The following is a 20,342-nucleotide window of genomic DNA, read 5'->3' as shown; positions in this document are numbered from 1 at the left end:
GCGTTCGTCCTGAGCCAGGATCAAACTCTCCAAAAAGATGTTTGATATAAGCTCATAAAAAAATTGACGTTTCGTTTTGTTCAGTTTTCAAAGATCAATATTTTAGCCATCTTAGCGACGACTTTCATATTATATCACATTGTTAATAGTGAGTCAAATATTTTTAAAAATTATCATCAGCAGCTTTTATCTGACGACCTTTAATATATTATCACCATTATTATCCCAAGTCAATAGTCTTTTTTATAAATCATAAAATATAAAAAAAGAGTGTCCAAGATCCAGGAAATGTATGATTCCTTTCATCTATGAACACCCTTATCATGTTAAGATAATATCCAAGTTTGTATGACAGCGAGTCCTACAATTCCTGGTATTCCTAGTATCCCTGAAACTGCCGTAGTCGCTACATTGATTGGAACATGTAATCCATATCTTCCACCAAATTGGTTTAAAAAGAAGAGAATAATGGCCCCAATAATAAATTTTACAAATAATTGTCCGATCCAACGAATTGGTCTACTGATAGAAGCCGTTAACAAAATAAGAATCATTAAACTAATTACCCCAACAATGATAATAGTTGAATTCAATTTTACCACCCCAATAAGTCTCTACGTATCATCATTCTATGAAGATGTTGTCCAAAAAAGAACATATAGATAAATATTGAGGATTCTTTTATTTTTTTTGAATATAAATGTTCCGGCGCTTTACTTCACGGAAAAGAAAGATATATTTTGCTTGAGCAATTTTTGTCTGATAATAAAGTTCTTCGTTAAATTCAAAACTTAATTCCTGAAAATTACTTTGTCTGACCCAAGAATTTTTCATTTCTGTCACTAGAGCTAGCAACTTCTCGTTGTATTCTTGGCGAAGTTTATGTTTTTTACTAAACATATTATTCACCTCTTATGTTTAGAGTTCTCTTCTTCCTTCTAATGCTTTTGATAGGGTTACTTCATCAGCATATTCTAAATCTCCACCAACTGGTAATCCATGAGCAATTCTAGTAACTTTAATGCCTGATGGCTTAAGCAAACGAGAAATATACATCGCTGTTGCTTCACCTTCAATATTCGGGTTTGTTGCAAGAATAACTTCTTGTACGGTTTCATCTTGGAGTCGTTTCAGTAGATCGGGAACGCGAATATCCTCTGGACCAATTCCATCCATAGGAGAAATTGCTCCATGTAACACATGATAGAGTCCATTGAACTCCCTCATTTTTTCCATAGCAATAACATCTTTCGGTTCCTGTACTACACAAATAATACTTCGATCTCGGCGTTGATCTGCACATATGTAGCAAGGATCTTGGTCAGTAATATGTCCACAGACAGAACAATATCCAAGATCCCGTTTAGCATTAATAAGTGCCTTTGCAAAATCTAGTACTGTATCTTCCTTCATATCGAGAACAAAAAACGCCAGTCGAGCCGCTGTCTTTGGCCCAATTCCTGGCAACTTCATAAAACTATCGATTAATTTTGATATTGGTTCTGGATATTGCATTATTTATCCACCTTTAAAATCCTGGTATATTTAAGCCCTTTGTAAACTGCCCCATTGTTTGGTTAGATAATTCATCAACTTTTTTCAATGCATCATTAGTTGCAGCAAGGACTAAATCTTGTAGCATTTCAATATCCTCTGGATCTACAACTTCTTCTTTAATATTTACCTCAACCACTTGCTTATGCCCTGAAACAACAACAGTAACCATTCCGCCACCAGCTGTTCCTTCAATTCTCTTTTCCCCGAGTTCTTCTTGTGCTTCCATCATTTTTTTCTGCATTTTTTGCATTTGTTTCATCATATTTTGCATATTTCCCATTCCGCGCATGTAAAACCCTCCAATATTAGTCTTTAATTTCAATTAAATCAGAGCCCACAAGTTTCATCGCTTCAGAAATTAGCGGGTCATCTGTTTGCTCATTTGCTTCTTCATCTTCATTTTCATTCCTATGCTGGATGAAATGTTCACGAATAGTATTCCACTGACTTTCTGGCACTCCTACTGGCTGATAACCAACGCCTGTAACTTCACTTAAAATTGATGTTATGGCCTGTAAAAACTTTTGATTGTCCATTGCCATCTGACAGTGAATTTCATATTTAAACTTAATCACAAAAGATGTTGTTGATGCCGCTACTGGTTCAGCCTCATTTAATAAAGCTGCTTGAGATCTCATTTGCCTGCTATTTAATGTCTCAATCATATCTTTCCAACGGCTTCTAATCAAATTTAAATCTTCTTTTGTTGCTTCTTTTAATATATCATGAATTCGCCCTTCCTGTACTTTAAAACCTTTTGTAGAATGTGAAGTTTTTTTAGGGGGATGACTTGCCTTTGGTGTCATGTGCTGTTCGTGTACTTGAACGCCACTTGTTTTAAGGACTTGTATTTCCTTTTCTAAAGCTTCGATCTTAGCAGTCAACGATTCTACATTCTGATCCTTTACTTGTACAGGCTTTTTTACCTCACACAATTTTATAAAGGCAACTTCTAAATAAATACGAGCAAGATTTGAAAATCGCATCTCCTGCTGTGTTTTATTCAATACCTCGATATATTCATACAATTGATCTGATGAAATTTCCCCGCTTAATTGTTGGAAATCTTCATCAACCATTACTTTCTCAACAGCTTCTTCAAGTTGCGGTGCTGCCTTATAAAGTAGCATATCTCGATAGTAAAGTATAAAATCTTCAACAAGGCGAGATGCATCCTTCCCTTGCTGCAATAGTTCCCCAAGGACCTCAAGTGCATGTGCAATATCCTTTTTATATATAGCCTTAGCAAGCTGATTGAAATAACTTTGTGAGATCGAGCCAGTGACGGTCAGTGCATCTTCTATTCTGATTTTACCCTCACTAAATGAAACAGCTTGGTCAAGCAAACTCAGTGCATCACGCATTCCACCTTCTGCAGCATGAGCAATCACATTTAGCGCTTGTTCATCATATTCAATCCCCGACTCATTTGCTACATATTTTAGACGTTGTGTAATATCTAGGGCAGTGATGCGCTTAAAGTCAAAACGTTGACATCGGGAGATAATTGTCAATGGTATTTTATGTGGCTCTGTAGTTGCTAATATGAAAATAACATGTTTTGGAGGCTCCTCCAAAGTCTTCAATAAGGCATTAAAGGCTCCAATAGATAGCATATGAACTTCGTCAATAATATAAACCTTATATTTTACAACACTCGGGGCAAATTTAACTTTATCCCGAATATCCCGAATATCGTCAACCCCTGTATTTGAAGCCGCATCAATTTCAATAACATCGGGTATCGTGCCATCCATTATTCCTCGACAAGCATTACATTCATTGCACGGTTCCCCTACTGGTGATTTCTCACAGTTTACCGTTTTTGCAAAAATTTTAGCTGCACTCGTTTTTCCGGTTCCTCTAGGGCCAGAGAAAAGATAGGCATGGGAAATTTTTTGCTGCAATAGTGCATTTTGCAAAGTTTTTGTGACATGTTCTTGCCCGACAACATCAGCGAATGTCTGAGGTCTCCATACTCGATATAAAGCTTGATAGCTCATTCATATTCACCTCCCCATGTATAATAGTAAATACCAATAATTGATTATATCTAGATAAGAAAAGTTTATCATTTTATTAAATAAAAACAAAAAAGCCCATCACTTTTTGATGGTTTCTTTACTCTATTATATCGCAGTATGTTTTAAATTTACATCATTTACATAATCTATTTACCCTTTATTAACATGCTTCCTAATAAAAAAACTCACCCGAAAAGGATGAGTTGATTTATATATGTAATATAACTGCCGCGCACCTTTCTTCGACTAACCTTCATAGGCGTTACTTAAGCAGTTAGCTCGACCCAGGCTGCCCTGCGGCACATGGAAAGATCCACTTAATGCTGCTTCCTTCCGGACCTGACATGGTTCATGGATTTCCATTGCGCAGGACCCAGGCGTCAACACCACTTACTTAAGGCAGGCCCTACAAACAGTTAGCCTCAGAAAGGAGTTCAGTCTCGCTAGAGCGGATTGCGAGTACAGGGCACCGCTACCTCCCCACCTAGCGCGGCAAAGTTGATACCAATATTAAATGCGCTAATTACTAACGCATAATTTAGTATAACCGTCCTTTAAATAAAAATCAACGTATTCGTTCTGTCAATTGATGGTATTTAATCCATTTCCCATCATCTCAGTCTTTTGCGCTTTCTTCTTTTGTCGTAGATTTCTAAAAAAGGTTCGTAACAATTCACCGCACTCATCTTCTAAAACACCGTTTTCAACTTCACTTTGATGATTAAACCGAGAATCTTGCAGTAGATTCATCAATGTACCTGCGCATCCCGCTTTCGGATCTTTAGCACCATACACAACACGCTTAATTCTAGATAGAAGGATAGCTCCGCTGCACATCGGGCAAGGTTCCAATGTTACATATAAAGTGGAATTTTCTAATCTCCAAGATCCAATTTCTTCACACGCTTTCTCAATTGCTAGCAATTCAGCATGTGTTGTTGCCTTCTGCGTTATTTCCCGAAGATTATGTGCAGAAGATATTACTTTATGATCAAGTACAATAACAGCTCCAATCGGAACCTCTTCTTGTTCCATTGCCTTTCTTGCTTCACGAATAGCGAGTTCCATATAATATTCATCTATATTTTCCATCAAAAAACTCCTTATAACGTTTTTTCAAACGGATTAAAAAGATTAATCAATCCCTATTAAAAAAATAACATTTCTCATGTTTATCAAACATAATTTGTTAATAGCATAGTGATTGTTTAGATAGGAGGAGAAGGATTTGCAAATCCATGTTGTTCAAAACAACGAAACATTGGCACAGATTTCCCAAAGATATAGTGCTCCTATTCAGGAAATCATCAGAGCAAATGAATTGCCGAATCCAAACCAATTAGTGGTTGGGCAAGCCATTGTCATACCCATTGTCGGTCAATTTTACTGGATCCAACCAGGAGATAGCTTATGGAGTGTAGCTCAACGATTCCAAATGTCCTATCAAGAATTAGCACGCATAAATGCTCTATCAGCCAATCAGCCATTACAGGTAGGCCTGCGCCTTTATATTCCAGAAAGACCAAGACCAAATGCTGAATTCAACGCATATGTCGAACCATCCGGAGGCACCCTCTCTTCAGCTCTTGAAAACAGTGCACAGAGAGCAGCTCCTTATTTGACATATTTATCGCCTTTCGCCTTTAGAGCTAAACGCGACGGAACACTTGAAGCACCTCCACTAGGAAATCTGCGTACAATAGCCCAATCTTATAACAATATACTTGTAATGGTAATTGATAATCAAGAAAATGGACAATTTAGTGCAGATCTAGGTCATATTTTATTAACAAATGAAGAAGTTCAAAATACATTTTTAAATAATATTGTATCAACAGCGCAGTCTTACGGTTTTCGTGATATTCATTTTGATTTTGAACATTTATTCGCAAGTGACAGAGAAGCATACACTGCATTTTTACGTAAAGCCAAAAATCGTTTTAGACAACATAATTGGTTCATTTCAACTGCTTTAGCGCCAAAAACGAGCGATGAACAAAAAGGGCAATGGTATGAAGCACATGACTATGCAGCACATGGAGAGATCGTTGATTTTGTGGTTATTATGACTTATGAGTGGGGATTTAGTGGCGGACCACCGATGGCTGTATCTCCTATTGGACCTGTCCATGATGTTCTAAACTACGCAATCACAAAAATACCCGCAAACAAAATACTAATGGGGCAAAACTTATACGGCTATGATTGGACACTCCCCTTCACACCTGGAAAAGATACCGCTAAGGCGATCAGTCCCCAACAGGCAATAAGACTAGCCGTTAAATATGGGGTTCCAATACATTATGATCAGCAATCCCAAGCACCACATATCGATTATACTGATGAAAACAACCGCCAACACAAAGTATGGTTTGAAGATGCGCGCTCAATCCAAGCTAAATTTGATTTACTGAAAAGTCTTGGGCTTAGAGGTATGAGTTATTGGAAGCTCGGACTCTCATTCCCACAAAATTGGCTACTAATTGCAAATAATTTTGAAGTTGTAAAAAAATAAATAATTATTAGATGCTGGGCACAATCAAAAGTGGTTGACTAAAGACGAACATTGCACAAATTAGATCCGGAAATATACGTAGACTCCTGCGGGAGGCTCACCAGCCGCTCGCGGAAAGCAAAGTATAATTCCAAAGTTGGATTGGAACGCAATATTTTTGGTTTTTTAGTTAATACTCTTTTGTCCCAGCCCCTTTTTATCTATAAGTCTTTTAAATGTATGCATTTCACCGAATTTCAAAATCTTCCCTGTATCTCCATATATTCAACTCCATCTAATCTATGCTAAAATAACATCTAGTGTTTAAGAAATGGACAGCCTTTAGCTTTCACCATATATTGCTGACTGCTGTGTCTATATAGGAGGGCCATAGATGGAGAAATTACCATTTATTGCGGTAGAGGGTCCTATTGGAATAGGGAAAACCTCATTAGCTAAAGCCATCTCCCAACAATTCCAATTTCATTTATTAAAGGAAATTGTCGACGAGAATCCTTTCCTCGGTAAATTCTATAAGAATATTGAGGAATGGAGTTTTCAGACAGAGATGTTTTTTCTGTGCAACCGCTATAAGCAATTAGAAGATATTAATAGAGACTATTTACAACACCAACTCCCCGTTGTTTCAGACTATCATATCTTTAAAAACATCATTTTTGCAAAAAGAAATTTACAAGAACAAGAATATCGTAAATATCTCCAAATTTATAATATTTTAACGTCTGATATGCCTCAACCTAGCTTGGTTATTTATTTACATGCCAGCCTTGAGACTCTATTACAGCGGATCGCTAAAAGAGGTAGGGAATTTGAGAAGAATATGAGTGAAGAGTATTTACAACAACTCTCAGCTGACTACGAATTGTTTATGGAACAATTTGAGCAAACTCATCCAAATATTCCAGTACTTCAGTTTAATGGCGATCAATTAGATTTTGTAAAAAACAAGCAAGATTTACATGATATTTTTCAGAAACTTGATCAAACATTACAAAAAGGAGTATTTTCAAATGGAACTTCGCAATAAATACAATATTCCAAGCCATACAGTGATTACAATTGCTGGAACTGTTGGAGTAGGGAAATCAACTTTAACAACATCGCTCGCAAATGCATTAGGTTTCCGTACTTCTTTTGAAAAGGTCGATACAAATCCATATTTAGATCAATTTTATGCTGACTTTAAAAGATGGAGCTTCCATTTACAAGTCTATTTTTTAGCAGAGAGATTCAAAGAACAAAAACGAATTTTTGAATATGGTGGCGGATTTATTCAAGATCGCTCGATTTATGAAGATACAGGAATTTTTGCACAAATGCATTATGAAAAGGGGAATATGTCGGAAGTAGATTTTCAAACTTATAAAAGTCTATTTGATGCTATGGTGATGACGCCTTATTTCCCACATCCTGATTTATTAATTTATTTAGAAGGTTCGATAGAAGATGTCATTGAACGAATTCAAAGACGCGGACGTCCTATGGAGCAAAATACTCCAATAGACTATTGGATTGAAATGCATAAACGTTATGAGCAATGGATCAATGCTTTTAATACTTGTCCTGTTTTACGCTTGAATATTCATGAATACGATTTGATGGAAAACGAGGAATCAATTGAACCAATTATCGAAAGAATTGGTTACATGCTAGCGCAGACCGCAGCTGCAAAGAAATTTAGATAAGAAAAGGGTCAGACCCTCATCTTTGCTAATTTAGATGTGGTGTCTGGCCTTTTTTATAAGAACAGAGTTAGAAAAAACTATTACTGAAAAACGATTAAACTTTCTCTGGAATAGTTTTGAATTTTCTTTGAGTAACACTACGTTTACCATCAACACTAATTGGAATATCACCAGCTAAAGTAACTCGGCGTACCACGCGAGTTTGATCACCATAATCATTTACCGCATAATGTTGTGTCGCTCTATTATCCCAAATGACAACATCACCAACTTTCCAACGCCAACGTACAGTGTTTTCTAGTTTAGTAATATGGTCTTGGAGAATGGAGATGAGCTGATTGGAATCCGACAAAGATAAGTCTAAAATCCTTTTTACGAACTGCCCCAGCACTAATGTCCTCTCCCCTGTCTCTGGATGCACTCGTACAACTGGATGCTTAGTTTCATAAATCGTCGATGTAAACAAATCATTGTAATATTGATAATCCTCAGATGAAGCATTTGTGTGATACGCCGCATAATCATAATCATTCGTATGTAGTGCCCATAGTTGATCAACAAGATTACGCAATGCCTTAGGGAGACTTTCATAAGCAGTTGCAGTATTTGCCCAAACTGTATCACCTCCAACTTCAGGGATAACAACGGAACGAAGAACCGAAACTTGAGGATAAGCATCAACAAATGTTAAATCAGTGTGCCATGCATCTGCCCTACTTCCATGAGTAGAATCAAGCTCCAATATATTTGTGCCGTTTTTATTAGGTACAGTTGGATGATTGTATAGGTTACCGAATAACCTTGAAAATTCCTCTTGGCCGTGATCATCGAGATGATGCTGATTACGGAAAAATAAAACCTTATATTTCAGCAAAGCTTGGCGTATCGCTGAAACTTCTGAAGTGTTTAGATCTGCCGATAGTTTTATTCCTCTAACTTCAGCACCGATCCGAGCTGCTACCGGCTGTACTTGCAAACTAGTATTTGTGAAATTACTCATATTACTCCTCCTTCGAAAAATAGATCTTCATTGTTTGACTAATTAATACAATAAAAGCGCTGACTTGATAAATAAGGATGAGAACACAGTTAAAAGAGTGTTCTAGCCTTCAGTTGACTGATCGGCACTTTATAGTTCTAAATTAGAATCAGGAGTCTGTTTCCATTTATCTATTAATGAAATTTAGATCAGTTTTTTAATTAGCTCCTTTTCCAACTGAGATGTTTGATGGAGAAAATTCTTTTCCATGCATTCCTTCACTTATATTCAAGCCTATAACACCGGCAATAATCATGAGTATAGACAAGATCTTAACTAAAGATATTGCTTCCTTAAAAAACACCATTGAAACAATTGCAATAATAGCCGTACCTAGACCAGACCATATAGAATAAGCAATACTCACGTCAATGCGTTTAAGTGCTAATGTTACGAAGATAAGACTTAATCCGTAAAACATGAATATGGAGATTGAAGGAATCAATTTCGTAAATCCAAAAGACATTTTCATAGAAGTTGTACCTACCACTTCTGATAAAATTCCTAATAATAGTAAAATCCAGTTCATCTACTTTCCTCCCTTCTTCACTTGTTAAAAAACTCTATTAGACTTAAAACAAGATTAGAATCATGCTTCTATTTCTGACTCTGTATCACTGATACAGGATAATAAGTAATCGCTCCATTTATTAAATTCCTTTTCACGCTTGATGCTCTCTATTGGTTTATTTTGTCTTATAAGCGGATTTTGCATATCAACTATAACCCTACCTGGATTTGATTGCATGACTACAATTCGTGTCCCTAATAATAAGGCTTCCTCAACATCATGAGTAATGAAGAAAATACATTTTTTTGTTTTTCTCCAAATCTCAAGAAGATGATTTTGCATCGATACACGAGTAATAGCATCCAGGGCACTAAATGGTTCATCCATTAATATAACTTTAGGATCTGTAATAAGTGTTCTTGCAATAGCTGCCCTTTGTTTCATACCCCCAGAAACCTGATATGGAAGCTTTTTAGCAGCAGCACTTAACCCGACTAGCTCCAAATAGTAAGAAACTGTCTGCTTTCTTGCTTTCTTCGGTACACCTTTCATTTTCAAACCGAATGCAACGTTTTTCTCAATTGACAGCCACGGAAACAGGTTGTGATGCTGAAATACTACCCCTATATCTGCATTCGGTTTCTTACGTGTTTTTCCATTCATCATAACTTCTCCCGTTGATTGTTTCTGGAACCCAGCTATTACATTAAGAAGCGAGGATTTACCACAACCAGATGGCCCTAATACACATACAAAATCCTTTTCGTATAATTGAAGATCAATATAATCTAGCACGTTCAAATCCTGACTTGAATAACGCAAGCTTAAATCCTTAATATCTATGATAACAGGGCGATTTACAGCCTCCGCTTGGCTTTTATTCGAAATACTTAAGGTCATATCGCTCCCCCTCATTACAATTTTATTTATAAAGATTACTTAATAATGCCTGCTGATAAGTATCCAAATTTGGAGCGGATTTTATATCCTTTTGTGCAGCCATAAAATTCGCAGTATCTTTTAATATGTGAGCTAATTTTCCAGGATGTCCTGGAGACCCAAAATATTTTGTTTGTTGGGAAGCATCTAACCATATAATTTGTTTCATCGTTGTTAAGCTTTTCTCAGGTGATAGACCTAATTCCTTAGAGAGAACATTAGCTGATTTTTTAGGCTGTTTATGATAATAATGGACAGCTTTATCCAATACAGAGATATAACCTTTAACAATTCCAGGGTACTTCTTTGCAAAATTCTTGTTTACAACTCCAAATTCCCCTGTTATAATTCCTTTTTTCGCTAAATCCTTTGAAGAAATAATCCGCTTACCGCCGTCTTGTAACAACTGCGTCTGTATCGGCTGCCAAATATAAGCAGCATCAATATCATTTCTCTTCCAAGCAGCATCAATATCTGGAGCCTGCATATCAAGGATTGTTATCCCTTCCTTTTTAGGATCAATTTTTTCTTCTTCTAAAGCCTTTAGCAAACTATAATGAGATGTAGAACTAAAAGTAGTAGCTACTTTCTTTCCCTTTAAATCTTTTAATGATTTAATACCAGAGCCTTTTTTTGCTACCAATGCTTCACTTTCACCGATAATATCGTGGAGATAATATATTTTATAAGGCAATTTATCCGCAATTCCTATTGAACCCGGGGGAGTGCCAACCAAACCAAAATCAATACTTCCACTTGCCATTGCATTGTTAACATCTCTTCCTGAATCAAACTTAATCCAGCTAATTTTTATATTAGGATATTTCTTCTCTAACAGACCTAACGCTTTCGCTAACAACTCACCATTTGGCGAAACTTGATATCCCAATCTAATTTCCTTTGGTTCTTTATCAGTTGTTTCTAAGTCTTTTTGCTTTCCTAATGTATTTTGACTAGAGCAGCCTGTTATTAAGCTAAAAATCATAAGCAATATAAACAACCACAACCAATTTTGTTTTCTTTGTAAATTCATGCATACTGTCCCCCAACATATATTGATATCTATTATGAATCTTGTTTTCCAACCCAGGAGAATTGAAAATGTTGATATAATCTAATGACCCCATCAAGGAGAATGGCAATAAGTCCCATGAGAATAATCCCCACAAAAACAATATCACTACGTAAATACTTACTGGCGTCTAATACCATCCAGCCGATTCCCGAAGTAGCAGCCACCATCTCTGCTGCAACCAATGTAGAATAAGTAACACCAATCGATGTTCGAAGGCCTGTTACAATATCCGGAAAAGCAGATGGCAAAACAACATATATCAAAATCTTCCATTTTGAGGCTCCTAAAGTTAATGCACCATTTATGCGATCACGTGGAACCTTCTGAACACTAGATACAGTTGCAATAAATAGTGGAGCAAAAGCACTCAAAAATAATAATGCTATTTTTGATTTGTCATCAATCCCCATCCATAGAACAAGTAATGCATAATAAGCTAACGGAGGAAGCGGCCTATAAAATTCAATAATAGGATCAAAAATGGCAAGTAAATATTTTGATGAGCCGCACAAAATTCCAAGTGGGATTGCAGTAAAAAAGGCTAAAACCAATGAGAAGAATAGTCGATATAAACTACTTAAAATGTTAGCGCTTAATGACGTACCTTTATACCCCTCATTCACTAAATCTAAGAATGCATCCCAAACCGATTGGGGAGTTGGCAGAAAAATCGGGTCCACCCATTTCAAGTTAGTACTCAAAGTCCAGATGATTAATAGTAGAGCAACACTCACAATCGAGATCCCTACGGTAGATAGTTTCTTTTTTTGTATGAGCCGTTTATCCACTTCACATCCCCCTTTTTTTATCATTCATGGAATGAAAAAGGCCCCTTTAGATCTCATGATAATGAAATCTAAAGGAGCCTCCAGTTTTCTGGTCGGATTATTCCTGAATATTTATTATTTGTTAAAGATTCTATCAATATCTTTTTCCAATGTCAATGCGTTTTTTAATGAAAATAGCAGAAAATTTCAATGAATTTTTGTATTCAATGAAAATAAAAAAAACTCAAAAAAACCCGCTATATTTATAGCAGGTTTTTGTATCTCCAATATTTTATGCGCGTTGTTTGATATAAAAAATGGCGGAGGAAGAGGGATTCGAACCCCCGCGCGGTGTAACCCGCCTGTCGGTTTTCAAGACCGATCCCTTCAGCCAGACTTGGGTATTCCTCCGTTCCGACATTTATTATTATAAAACAACATTTTTAAGAAGTCAACACTATTTTCCAAATAAATTAAAGTTAGTAAAAAGAGAGGACAAACCTCTCTTTTTACTGTCAGTCTGGTTTAATCACAGCTACATTTCTCATATATGGACGTAAAACTTCTGGAATAATTACACTGCCATCTTCTTGTTGATAATTTTCAAGTATTGCCGCTACAGTTCTGCCAATTGCCAATCCTGATCCATTTAATGTGTGTACATGCTCAGGCTTTGCGTTCGCCTCTCTGCGGAAGCGGATATTTGCTCTGCGTGCTTGAAATGCTTCAAAATTACTACAAGATGAGATTTCACGGTAAGTATTATAGCTCGGAATCCATACTTCAATGTCATATTTTTTTGCAGCAGTAAAACCAAGATCTGCAGTACACATGCTAAGAACACGATAAGGTAATTTTAACAGCTGCAGTACTTTTTCAGCATGGCCAGTTAATTTTTCAAGTTCTGCATAAGAATCTTCTGGTTTAACAAATTTTACAAGTTCAACTTTATTAAATTGATGTTGACGAATTAATCCCCTTGTATCGCGGCCAGCTGACCCCGCCTCAGAACGAAAACATGCACTAAATGCTGCATAGCTAATTGGCAGCTCTGCTCCATTTAAAATTTCATCTCTGTGTAGATTCGTTACAGGTACTTCTGCGGTAGGAATTAAGAAATAATCTTTTTCATTTACTAAAAAGGCATCTTCTTCAAACTTAGGTAATTGTCCAGTCCCAGTCATGCTGGCACGATTTACCATATAAGGCGGAATAATTTCTTCATATCCATGTTCTTCAACATGCAAGTCAAGCATAAAGTTAAAAAGGGCACGTTCTAAACGGGCGCCAAGCCCTTTATAAAATACAAAACGACTGCCTGTAACTTTAGCTGCGCGTTCAAAGTCAAGAATATCTAAATTCGTTGCAATATCCCAATGGGGTTTTGGCTCAAAACCAAATTCACGTACCTCTCCCCATTGTCTAATCTCAACATTATCATCTTCGCTTTCACCTACAGGAACACTTTCATGAGGAATATTTGGAATAGATAGCATTAAAGCCTGCAATTCTTCTTCTACTTCGCGTAGTTCCCCATCCAGCTGCTTAATCTTATCACCAACTTTACGCATTTCCTCAATTAAATGTGTAGCATCCTTTTTTTCGCGTTTTAAAGAGGCAACTTGTTCAGTTACTTCGTTTCTTTTACTTTTGAGTTCTTCCGTTTCCTTTATAAGCTCACGGCGCTTTTTATCAAGCCCCTCAAATTTTTCGAAGTCAGTTAAATCCTCACCTCGATGTTTCATTTTCTCTTTTACTTCTTGAAAATTTGCTCGTAAATATTTAATATCAAGCATGTTATGATATCTCCTTTACTATAAACTGAAATTGAAAAGATCTTAGTAGGAATAATAGGCGACAACCATTTCCCTTTCCCGCTTTAATGTAAAGATATTTATTAGTTAGCACCTGTATTTCATATTTTAATACCATAAAAAAACTCCCGCCCTAAAAAAGGGACGAGAGTTGACCCGCGTTGCCACCCAAATTGAAAACATAGTGTTTTCCACTTTACATTGATAACGGGATTAGTCCCGAAAGTACCTACTTCACTCTGTTTCAGCACTCTACTCAAGGATGGATTCACAAGTCCTCTCCATCGATTCACACCAACCATCGACTCTCTTTAGAAGAATTACTCGCTACTAGTTCCTCTCATTGCTTTCACCTTTTAATTAAACATAATGTACTACAATTTTATCCAATTTGCAAGATGTTATACATCGTATCTGTTTAACTTAAATAAGGTTTAAAAAGTATTCAACTAAACGTGTATCATCCGTCAACTCAGGATGGAAAGAACAGCCTAATATATTGCCTTGTTGTACAGCAACAATTCTACCTCTGCATTCAGCTAGTACTTTCACTTCTTTACCTGTTTCGACAATATGCGGCGCTCTAATAAAGACGGCCGGGAAATCTTCTGCTATGCCGTCTATACGGACACTCTCTTCAAAACTTTCTCTCTGTCTTCCGAAAGAATTCCGTTCAACCGTAATATCCATTGCACCAATATGGGCCACATCTTGACCAACAATATTTTTTGCTAATAAAATCAATCCGGCACATGTCCCAAATATAGGCTTACCGCTTGCTGCAAAATCCTTTAGCTCGTCAAGAAAATCATATGTATCAATTAACCGCCGCATTGTGGTACTTTCTCCACCAGGTAGAATTAAACCATCAATTTCCTTAAGTTGCTCCTTCTTTTTAAGAACAATCCCTTCAGCGCCACACGCTTCGATCGCCTGAATATGTTCTCGAACAGCTCCTTGCAAACCTAATACACCGATTTTCTTTGTCATGTAAATCTCTCCTTACCAACCGCGTTCTTGCATTCTCATATCTGCAGGCAATGTAGAGATTTCAAGACCTTTCATTGCTACTCCTAGATCTTTTGATAATTCAGCAATCAATTTATAATCTTGAAAATGTGTTGTTGCTTCTACAATTGCTTTTGCAAATTTCGCAGGGTTTTCAGATTTAAAAATACCGGAACCTACAAATACACCATCTGCTCCTAATTGCATCATTAAAGCAGCATCAGCTGGTGTTGCAACACCACCTGCAGCGAAATTAACAACTGGCAAACGACCTAGTCTTTTAATTTCTAACAACAATTCATAAGGTGCTCCAAGTTGTTTTGCTTCTGTCATAAGTTCATCTTCGCTCATATTTACAACTTTTCTAACTTGTGCATTTACTTTACGCATATGTCTTACTGCTTCGACAATATTTCCTGTTCCTGGTTCACCTTTTGTTCTAAGCATGGAAGCACCTTCTCCAATACGGCGAGCAGCTTCACCAAGATCACGACAACCACATACAAATGGAACAGTATACTCTTTTTTATTTAGATGGAATTCTTCATCAGCCGGTGTTAATACTTCACTTTCATCAATATAGTCGACACCCATCGCTTCTAAAACACGTGCTTCGACAATATGTCCAATTCTTGCTTTTGCCATAACTGGAATACTAACTGCATTCATAACCTCTTCGACAATACGAGGATCAGCCATTCTTGCTACTCCTCCAGCTTTACGAATATCTGAAGGGACTCTTTCTAATGCCATTACAGCAACTGCTCCTGCTTCCTCAGCAAGTTTCGCCTGCTCTGCATTGACAACGTCCATAATAACGCCGCCTTTTTGCATTTCAGCCATCCCACGTTTTACTAAATCTGTTCCAGTTTTCATAATGTTATTAAACTCCTTTATAAAAAATTAGAAATTATCTTTCAATATGTATTTAACTTTAAATAAACACTAAAAACGAAAGCTTGTCAAGGCAAAGTTCATTATAATTTTCACTAAAAAAGGGGAATTATTCATAATAAAGTCGATTTAACTAGAAGTTTGTGACTTAATTTACTATGGACATTTTAAACATGAAATCCGAATAAAAACCAGCTAACTATTTATTTTATTACAATTGCTAAAAAAGCAGGATAAGAATATAGCTTTATTCTTCATCCTGCTTTTATTCATCAATTAGAACCAACTACCTACAGTTGAATTCCACATATTACTAAATAAACCACCGATTCCTCTCATCATCCGGACAAACCAATTAGCCTTTTCCACTTCATCTTTTGTGACTAATTTTACTCCTGATGATTTCTTTCCATAAAGATAGCCATAATCCGTTCCGTTTTTATATTGAACAGATAAAGTTCCAACTGCTGTCCCTTTTTTCGCCGGGGCAACAAGTTTCCCATCTTTATTTAATTTTGTTTTATCAAGCGTAAATACTGGCTTGTACATATTTTCCTCGCCATTTTTTACAGGGAGTTTTAATGGAGAATTAGTTACAATATTTGCTGTTTTATCTTTCCCATTTTCTACCGGAATTGTTTTATGATTTTTAACGGCACTATTTTTTGCATAAATTGTTTTAAGAGAGTAGTTATTAAATGCATAATCCATCATTTTTTTCGTCTCTGTAAAACGTGCCTTATATCCATCACCATCAGAGCCTTTTGCATTCATAACAACGGTAATAATCCGCATTCCATTTCTTTTTGCCGTTCCAGTAAAGCAGTAGCCTGCGAAATCAGTTGTACCCGTTTTAAGTCCATCTACGCCCTTTTCTCCATAAACTAATGAAGGTAGCATCCAGTTCCAGTTCTGCATATCAATTTCGTCGTCCGTACCAGCTCTAAATTTTAATTTTGGAATACTAGTCGTCTTTAATGAATCTGGAAAATCTGTAACTAAATGATATGCTAACTTAGCAACAGATCTAGCAGACATTTCGTTTTCCGCAGTTGGAGATGTGCCTTTTGGCTGCATGCCATCTAAATCTCTATTATTTAACCCAGTGGCGTTTACGAATTTATAGTCAGTTAATCCTAATTCTTTAGCTTGCTTGTTCATCATTTTTAAATAATTTGTTTCTGAGCCTGCAAGTGTTTCAGCAATTGCTATTGTTGCTGCATTCGCTGAATAGATTGCCATTGCTTGATATAACTCTTTTATTGTATATTGTGCTCCTTTTCTTAAAGGAACATTTGAAAGATCGCGTCTTTGTGAAACTTTATAAACATAATTATCAACTGTAACCTTTTGATCCCATGACACTTTATGCTCTTTAATTGCTTTTAACAAAATATACTCTGTTAACATTTTGCTCATTGAAGCAATGCCTAGTGCCTTATCTGCATTTTTCTCATATAAAATTTTCCCTGAATCGGCATCAACGAGTATAGCAGCATTTGCTTGTACATTTAAGTCATCTTGTGCGTAAGCTTTATTTGGTACTTGAGTAACGCCTGCAACAATTAAAATTGTTAAAAGGCAAACTATGAATGTTTGTAACCTCTTTTTCACTGTGAACCCTCCATCATATTATGTATACACTTTCGTTATTTTAACATAGTTGAAACCTCATGAGTAGACGAATTAAGACCGTAAAAAATCACAAAAAATGACAGGAGTTTTTATAGTCAATAAAATCCCCTGTCATCAAAATGTATTTTCTGTAAATAAACCTGAAAAGTTATATATTTAAAATATCAACATTTAAGATAATGAATAATTTGGTGCTTCTTTTGTGATTTGAATATCATGAGGATGGCTTTCTCTCAAGCCTGCACCTGTCATTCTTATAAATTGTGCTTCCTCACGAAGCGAAGTTAAATCTTTTGTACCGCAATATCCCATACCAGAGCGTAGACCACCAATTAATTGATAAATGACATCTCCAATTGATCCTTTATAAGGAACTCTACCTTCTATACCTTCTGGAACAAATTTTTTGGCATCCTCCTGGAAATAGCGATCTTTTGATCCGTTTTCCATCGCTGAAATAGACCCCATGCCACGGTATACTTTATATTGTCTTCCTTGATAGATTTCAGTTTCTCCTGGGCTTTCTGCTGTTCCTGCCAATAAACTGCCTAACATTACAGCATGTCCACCAGCAGCAAGAGCTTTCACCATATCTCCTGAATACTTTATACCACCATCTGCAATAATTGCTTTCCCATGCTTACGCGCCTCTGTTGCACAATCATAAATAGCAGTAATTTGCGGAACACCTACTCCAGCAACTACACGGGTTGTACAAATAGAACCAGGACCAATTCCGACTTTTACAATATCTGCACCTGCTTCTATAAGTGCTCTAGTACCTTCTGCAGTGGCTACATTGCCTGCGATTATATTCAATGATGGATAAGCCTTTCTAATCGTAGCAACCATATCGAGAACGCCTTTAGAATGGCCATGAGCCGTATCAATTACAATTACATCTACTCCCGCTTCTACGAGCAGTTCCACACGTCGGAGACTATCCTTCGTCACACCTACAGCCGCACCAACTAATAAACGGCCTTGTGCATCTTTTGCTGCATTCGGAAATTCGATCACTTTTTCGATATCTTTTATCGTGATAAGTCCTTTTAATACACCATTTTGATCAACTAATGGTAGCTTTTCAATTTTATAACGATGAAGTAACTGTTCAGCATCTTTTAACGTTGTTCCTACTGGAGCAGTAACGAGATTTTCTTTCGTCATAACTTCTGATATTTGGATAGAAAAGTCTTCAACAAACCGTAAGTCACGATTCGTAATAATACCGACCAATTTTTGTTCTTCTTGATTATTTACAATTGGTACACCCGAAATACGATATTTACTCATCAAGTGTTCAGCTGCAAACACTTGGTGTTCAGGAGTTAAAAAGAATGGATTTGTAATAACACCACTTTCTGAACGTTTAACTTTATCTACTTGTTCAGCCTGCTGCTCAATGCTCATATTTTTATGAATAATTCCAAGTCCGCCTTGTCTTGCCATTGAGATTGCCATTTCAGCCTCTGTAACAGTGTCCATTCCCGCACTTATAATCGGTATATTCAATTTTAATTGATCCGTAAGTGTCACCTTTGTCTCTACATCTTTCGGTAAGATCTCAGATTTAGCTGGTACTAATAAAACATCGTCAAAAGTTAATCCCTCTTTAGCAAATTTTGTCTCCCACACTTCATAACCCCTCCTAAGTAGATAAAAATATTAATTAGAAGGTTAACAATTGGTTAAAATACTGTCAAGATAACGGCTAAATTTAAAACTATTCTGTTAATTGAAAGGAAGATAAAGTTGTGTGAAAAAAACATCTGGAAAACGTTTACTTTTTTCCAGTCTGCAGATTACACTCAAAATTTTTTAAAAAAATGTTATAGTCAATTGCAATTTAATGATTTGGATGTAAAGAGCTATGAAAATAGCTACACATTTATGTATTATTTAGAGCATGCTGAAATCTACTACAATCAATCTAAAAAATCACCTCTTGCCATTCAGCCTGTACTGATGTTTTATGGACTGATTCATTTGATTAAAGCCTGCCTTTTAACCGTGGATCCGTCTTATCCTGAAACAACCTCAGTGATGGCGCACGGTGTCTCTTCCCGCAAAAGAAAAAAGCAAAATTTTCAATTTTTACATGATGAGGTAAAAATTCAAAAATTAGGTTTATGCACTCATTTTGCAAATAAAATGTTTCAACTTAACTATTTAGAAGGTGAAAAATTTTTAATGATTCACTTGTTGAAACAGCTGCCGGAATTAAATGATTGTTTTTCTTATCTAGATCATATAGACCCATTTCTTTTTCTAGATCAAAAAAATGGTCAATTCACTTTGCCAATTTCTATATTGGACCATTACCATATGACTGCCGAAAGATTTGCAAATTACATAAATCAAAAAAGTTCCGGGATTATTGAGGAAGTACAGTCTTCAAAAGATTGTATTCATTTTACTTCAAAAAAAAATTTACCGTTACCATTCCGATTCCATCTATACAATAATCAGTATTGTTTGCCGAATAAGTTGAGCAAGGAAATGTTTCTGCCTGAACTTATTATTCATTACTTATTACTCTACAATTTGAGCATGATTGCTCGCTATGAAACAGAATGGTGGGCAGAATTATTAAAAACTAGACAAACCTATGATTATCCCATTATTCAAAGCTTTATTGAACAGACGATGAACAAAGCCCCCTACATCTGTTTTGAATTTCTAAATGCAAAAATTCACAATGAATGTTAAAGTTTCTTAATCATTAAGTTTATTTCTATCATAGTGACAAAAAAACCACAGAGAAATCTCTGTGGTTTTCATTTTGCCCGGCAACGTCCTACTCTCACAGGGGGAAACCCCCAACTACCATCGGCGCTGAGAAGCTTAACTTCCGTGTTCGGGATGGGAACGGGTGT

The 20,342-nt window shown here is 36.3% G+C and carries 20 protein-coding genes, 1 tRNA gene, 1 rRNA gene, 1 other RNA gene and 1 other annotated feature; of the genes, 4 read left to right on the top strand and 19 right to left on the bottom strand.

The genetic code is table 11. The annotated features are described in order from the left end of the window. Positions 1 to 326: 326 nt before the first annotated feature. The 7 genes from G4D61_RS17450 to tadA form a co-directional block, all read right to left on the bottom strand. Positions 327 to 593, bottom strand: a complete 267-nt coding sequence (locus G4D61_RS17450) for a pro-sigmaK processing inhibitor BofA family protein (RefSeq protein WP_025731376.1) — start codon at positions 591 to 593, stop codon at positions 327 to 329. 88 nt (positions 594 to 681) lie between these two features. Continuing rightward, positions 682 to 900 carry a YaaL family protein gene (locus G4D61_RS17445; protein ID WP_025731375.1) on the bottom strand — a complete coding sequence of 73 codons (219 nt, stop codon included), beginning with the start codon at positions 898 to 900 and terminating at the stop codon, positions 682 to 684. Positions 901 to 918: 18 nt separating this feature from the next. Then, positions 919 to 1,515: a recombination mediator RecR gene (gene recR, locus G4D61_RS17440; RefSeq protein WP_025731374.1), complete on the bottom strand. Its 597-nt coding sequence runs from the start codon at positions 1,513 to 1,515 to the stop codon at positions 919 to 921. 13 nt (positions 1,516 to 1,528) lie between these two features. Continuing rightward, entirely contained in the window at positions 1,529 to 1,846 is a 318-nt protein-coding gene (locus G4D61_RS17435) for a YbaB/EbfC family nucleoid-associated protein (protein WP_025731373.1), read from the bottom strand. 16 nt (positions 1,847 to 1,862) lie between these two features. Next, positions 1,863 to 3,560, bottom strand: a complete 1,698-nt coding sequence (gene dnaX, locus G4D61_RS17430; RefSeq protein ID WP_035355797.1) for a DNA polymerase III subunit gamma/tau — start codon at positions 3,558 to 3,560, stop codon at positions 1,863 to 1,865. A gap of 249 nt (positions 3,561 to 3,809) precedes the next feature. Further along, an RNA gene (ffs, locus tag G4D61_RS17425) (signal recognition particle sRNA large type) lies at positions 3,810 to 4,074 on the bottom strand. An 89-nt stretch (positions 4,075 to 4,163) separates the two neighbouring features. After that, the gene (gene tadA / locus G4D61_RS17420) at positions 4,164 to 4,673 is read right to left on the bottom strand and encodes a tRNA adenosine(34) deaminase TadA (RefSeq protein WP_163174581.1); all 510 of its coding nucleotides are present in this window, start codon (positions 4,671 to 4,673) and stop codon (positions 4,164 to 4,166) included. Between the two features lie 136 nt (positions 4,674 to 4,809). Here tadA and G4D61_RS17415 point away from each other — a divergent pair, with 136 nt between their 5' ends. The 3 genes from G4D61_RS17415 to G4D61_RS17405 all read left to right on the top strand — a co-directional run bounded on the left by G4D61_RS17415 (position 4,810) and on the right by G4D61_RS17405 (position 7,781). After that, complete coding sequence (locus G4D61_RS17415) at positions 4,810 to 6,096, top strand: glycoside hydrolase family 18 protein (protein ID WP_025731370.1); 1,287 nt, start codon at positions 4,810 to 4,812, stop codon at positions 6,094 to 6,096. Between the two features lie 373 nt (positions 6,097 to 6,469). After that, positions 6,470 to 7,123 (top strand): deoxynucleoside kinase, encoded by a 654-nt coding sequence (locus G4D61_RS17410; RefSeq protein ID WP_163174579.1) that lies wholly within the window; start codon positions 6,470 to 6,472, stop codon positions 7,121 to 7,123. Next, on the top strand, positions 7,107 to 7,781 hold the full coding sequence (locus tag G4D61_RS17405) for a deoxynucleoside kinase (protein ID WP_025731368.1): 675 nt from the start codon (positions 7,107 to 7,109) through the stop codon (positions 7,779 to 7,781). The genes G4D61_RS17410 and G4D61_RS17405 overlap by 17 nt, the downstream gene beginning before the upstream one ends. 94 nt (positions 7,782 to 7,875) lie before the next feature. On the opposite strand, the gene G4D61_RS17400 is transcribed toward G4D61_RS17405, so the two are convergent. From G4D61_RS17400 to guaB, 11 genes are all read right to left on the bottom strand, one after another. After that, positions 7,876 to 8,781, bottom strand: a complete 906-nt coding sequence (locus G4D61_RS17400; RefSeq protein ID WP_163174577.1) for a TauD/TfdA dioxygenase family protein — start codon at positions 8,779 to 8,781, stop codon at positions 7,876 to 7,878. A 196-nt stretch (positions 8,782 to 8,977) separates the two neighbouring features. Beyond that, a complete protein-coding gene (locus tag G4D61_RS17395) occupies positions 8,978 to 9,349 on the bottom strand; it encodes a DMT family transporter (protein ID WP_025731366.1) in 372 nt (123 codons plus the stop codon). A gap of 60 nt (positions 9,350 to 9,409) precedes the next feature. After that, positions 9,410 to 10,231, bottom strand: coding sequence for an ABC transporter ATP-binding protein (locus G4D61_RS17390; RefSeq protein ID WP_025731365.1), 822 nt, complete (start codon positions 10,229 to 10,231; stop codon positions 9,410 to 9,412). 22 nt (positions 10,232 to 10,253) lie between these two features. Continuing rightward, positions 10,254 to 11,303 (bottom strand): taurine ABC transporter substrate-binding protein, encoded by a 1,050-nt coding sequence (locus tag G4D61_RS17385; RefSeq protein ID WP_025731364.1) that lies wholly within the window; start codon positions 11,301 to 11,303, stop codon positions 10,254 to 10,256. A 32-nt stretch (positions 11,304 to 11,335) separates the two neighbouring features. After that, positions 11,336 to 12,118, bottom strand: coding sequence for an ABC transporter permease (locus tag G4D61_RS17380; RefSeq protein ID WP_437177061.1), 783 nt, complete (start codon positions 12,116 to 12,118; stop codon positions 11,336 to 11,338). 312 nt (positions 12,119 to 12,430) lie between these two features. After that, positions 12,431 to 12,523 (bottom strand) — tRNA-Ser (locus G4D61_RS17375). A 104-nt stretch (positions 12,524 to 12,627) separates the two neighbouring features. Further along, on the bottom strand, positions 12,628 to 13,908 hold the full coding sequence (gene serS / locus G4D61_RS17370; RefSeq protein ID WP_025731362.1) for a serine--tRNA ligase: 1,281 nt from the start codon (positions 13,906 to 13,908) through the stop codon (positions 12,628 to 12,630). Between the two features lie 155 nt (positions 13,909 to 14,063). Beyond that, positions 14,064 to 14,279: a binding site (T-box leader), on the bottom strand. A 70-nt stretch (positions 14,280 to 14,349) separates the two neighbouring features. Further along, entirely contained in the window at positions 14,350 to 14,916 is a 567-nt protein-coding gene (pdxT, locus tag G4D61_RS17365) for a pyridoxal 5'-phosphate synthase glutaminase subunit PdxT (protein ID WP_025731360.1), read from the bottom strand. Positions 14,917 to 14,928: 12 nt separating this feature from the next. Then, positions 14,929 to 15,813, bottom strand: a complete 885-nt coding sequence (pdxS, locus tag G4D61_RS17360) for a pyridoxal 5'-phosphate synthase lyase subunit PdxS (protein WP_025731359.1) — start codon at positions 15,811 to 15,813, stop codon at positions 14,929 to 14,931. Positions 15,814 to 16,104: 291 nt separating this feature from the next. Further along, positions 16,105 to 17,442 (bottom strand): D-alanyl-D-alanine carboxypeptidase family protein, encoded by a 1,338-nt coding sequence (locus tag G4D61_RS17355; RefSeq protein ID WP_025731358.1) that lies wholly within the window; start codon positions 17,440 to 17,442, stop codon positions 16,105 to 16,107. 192 nt (positions 17,443 to 17,634) lie between these two features. Then, entirely contained in the window at positions 17,635 to 19,101 is a 1,467-nt protein-coding gene (gene guaB, locus G4D61_RS17350; protein WP_025731357.1) for an IMP dehydrogenase, read from the bottom strand. A 117-nt stretch (positions 19,102 to 19,218) separates the two neighbouring features. Between guaB and G4D61_RS17345 the strand changes: the two genes are divergently transcribed. Further along, the gene (locus G4D61_RS17345) at positions 19,219 to 20,175 is read left to right on the top strand and encodes a YaaC family protein (protein WP_025731356.1); all 957 of its coding nucleotides are present in this window, start codon (positions 19,219 to 19,221) and stop codon (positions 20,173 to 20,175) included. A gap of 75 nt (positions 20,176 to 20,250) precedes the next feature. Here the strand turns inward: G4D61_RS17345 and rrf are convergent. Next, positions 20,251 to 20,342, bottom strand: a 5S ribosomal RNA gene (gene rrf, locus G4D61_RS17340); the annotation flags it as partial.

The organism is Heyndrickxia ginsengihumi (assembly GCF_011008565.1).
Lineage (GTDB): Bacteria > Bacillota > Bacilli > Bacillales > Bacillaceae_C > Weizmannia > Weizmannia ginsengihumi.
The sequence above is the reverse complement of the archived record's forward strand: the minus strand, read 5'-3'. Positions and strand labels throughout refer to the sequence as shown.

Bases quoted from the DNA above. Each gene is read 5' to 3' on its own strand.
- G4D61_RS17445 (WP_025731375.1), bottom strand. From the start codon at position 900: ATGTTTAGTAAAAAACATAAACTTCGCCAAGAATACAACGAGAAGTTG.
- recR (WP_025731374.1), bottom strand. From the start codon at position 1,515: ATGCAATATCCAGAACCAATATCAAAATTAATCGATAGTTTTATGAAG.
- G4D61_RS17435 (WP_025731373.1), bottom strand. From the start codon at position 1,846: ATGCGCGGAATGGGAAATATGCAAAATATGATGAAACAAATGCAAAAA.
- dnaX (WP_035355797.1), bottom strand. From the start codon at position 3,560: ATGAGCTATCAAGCTTTATATCGAGTATGGAGACCTCAGACATTCGCT.
- tadA (WP_163174581.1), bottom strand. From the start codon at position 4,673: ATGGAAAATATAGATGAATATTATATGGAACTCGCTATTCGTGAAGCA.
- G4D61_RS17410 (WP_163174579.1), top strand. From the start codon at position 6,470: ATGGAGAAATTACCATTTATTGCGGTAGAGGGTCCTATTGGAATAGGG.
- G4D61_RS17405 (WP_025731368.1), top strand. From the start codon at position 7,107: ATGGAACTTCGCAATAAATACAATATTCCAAGCCATACAGTGATTACA.
- G4D61_RS17400 (WP_163174577.1), bottom strand. From the start codon at position 8,781: ATGAGTAATTTCACAAATACTAGTTTGCAAGTACAGCCGGTAGCAGCT.
- G4D61_RS17395 (WP_025731366.1), bottom strand. From the start codon at position 9,349: ATGAACTGGATTTTACTATTATTAGGAATTTTATCAGAAGTGGTAGGT.
- G4D61_RS17390 (WP_025731365.1), bottom strand. From the start codon at position 10,231: ATGACCTTAAGTATTTCGAATAAAAGCCAAGCGGAGGCTGTAAATCGC.
- G4D61_RS17385 (WP_025731364.1), bottom strand. From the start codon at position 11,303: ATGAATTTACAAAGAAAACAAAATTGGTTGTGGTTGTTTATATTGCTT.
- serS (WP_025731362.1), bottom strand. From the start codon at position 13,908: ATGCTTGATATTAAATATTTACGAGCAAATTTTCAAGAAGTAAAAGAG.
- pdxT (WP_025731360.1), bottom strand. From the start codon at position 14,916: ATGACAAAGAAAATCGGTGTATTAGGTTTGCAAGGAGCTGTTCGAGAA.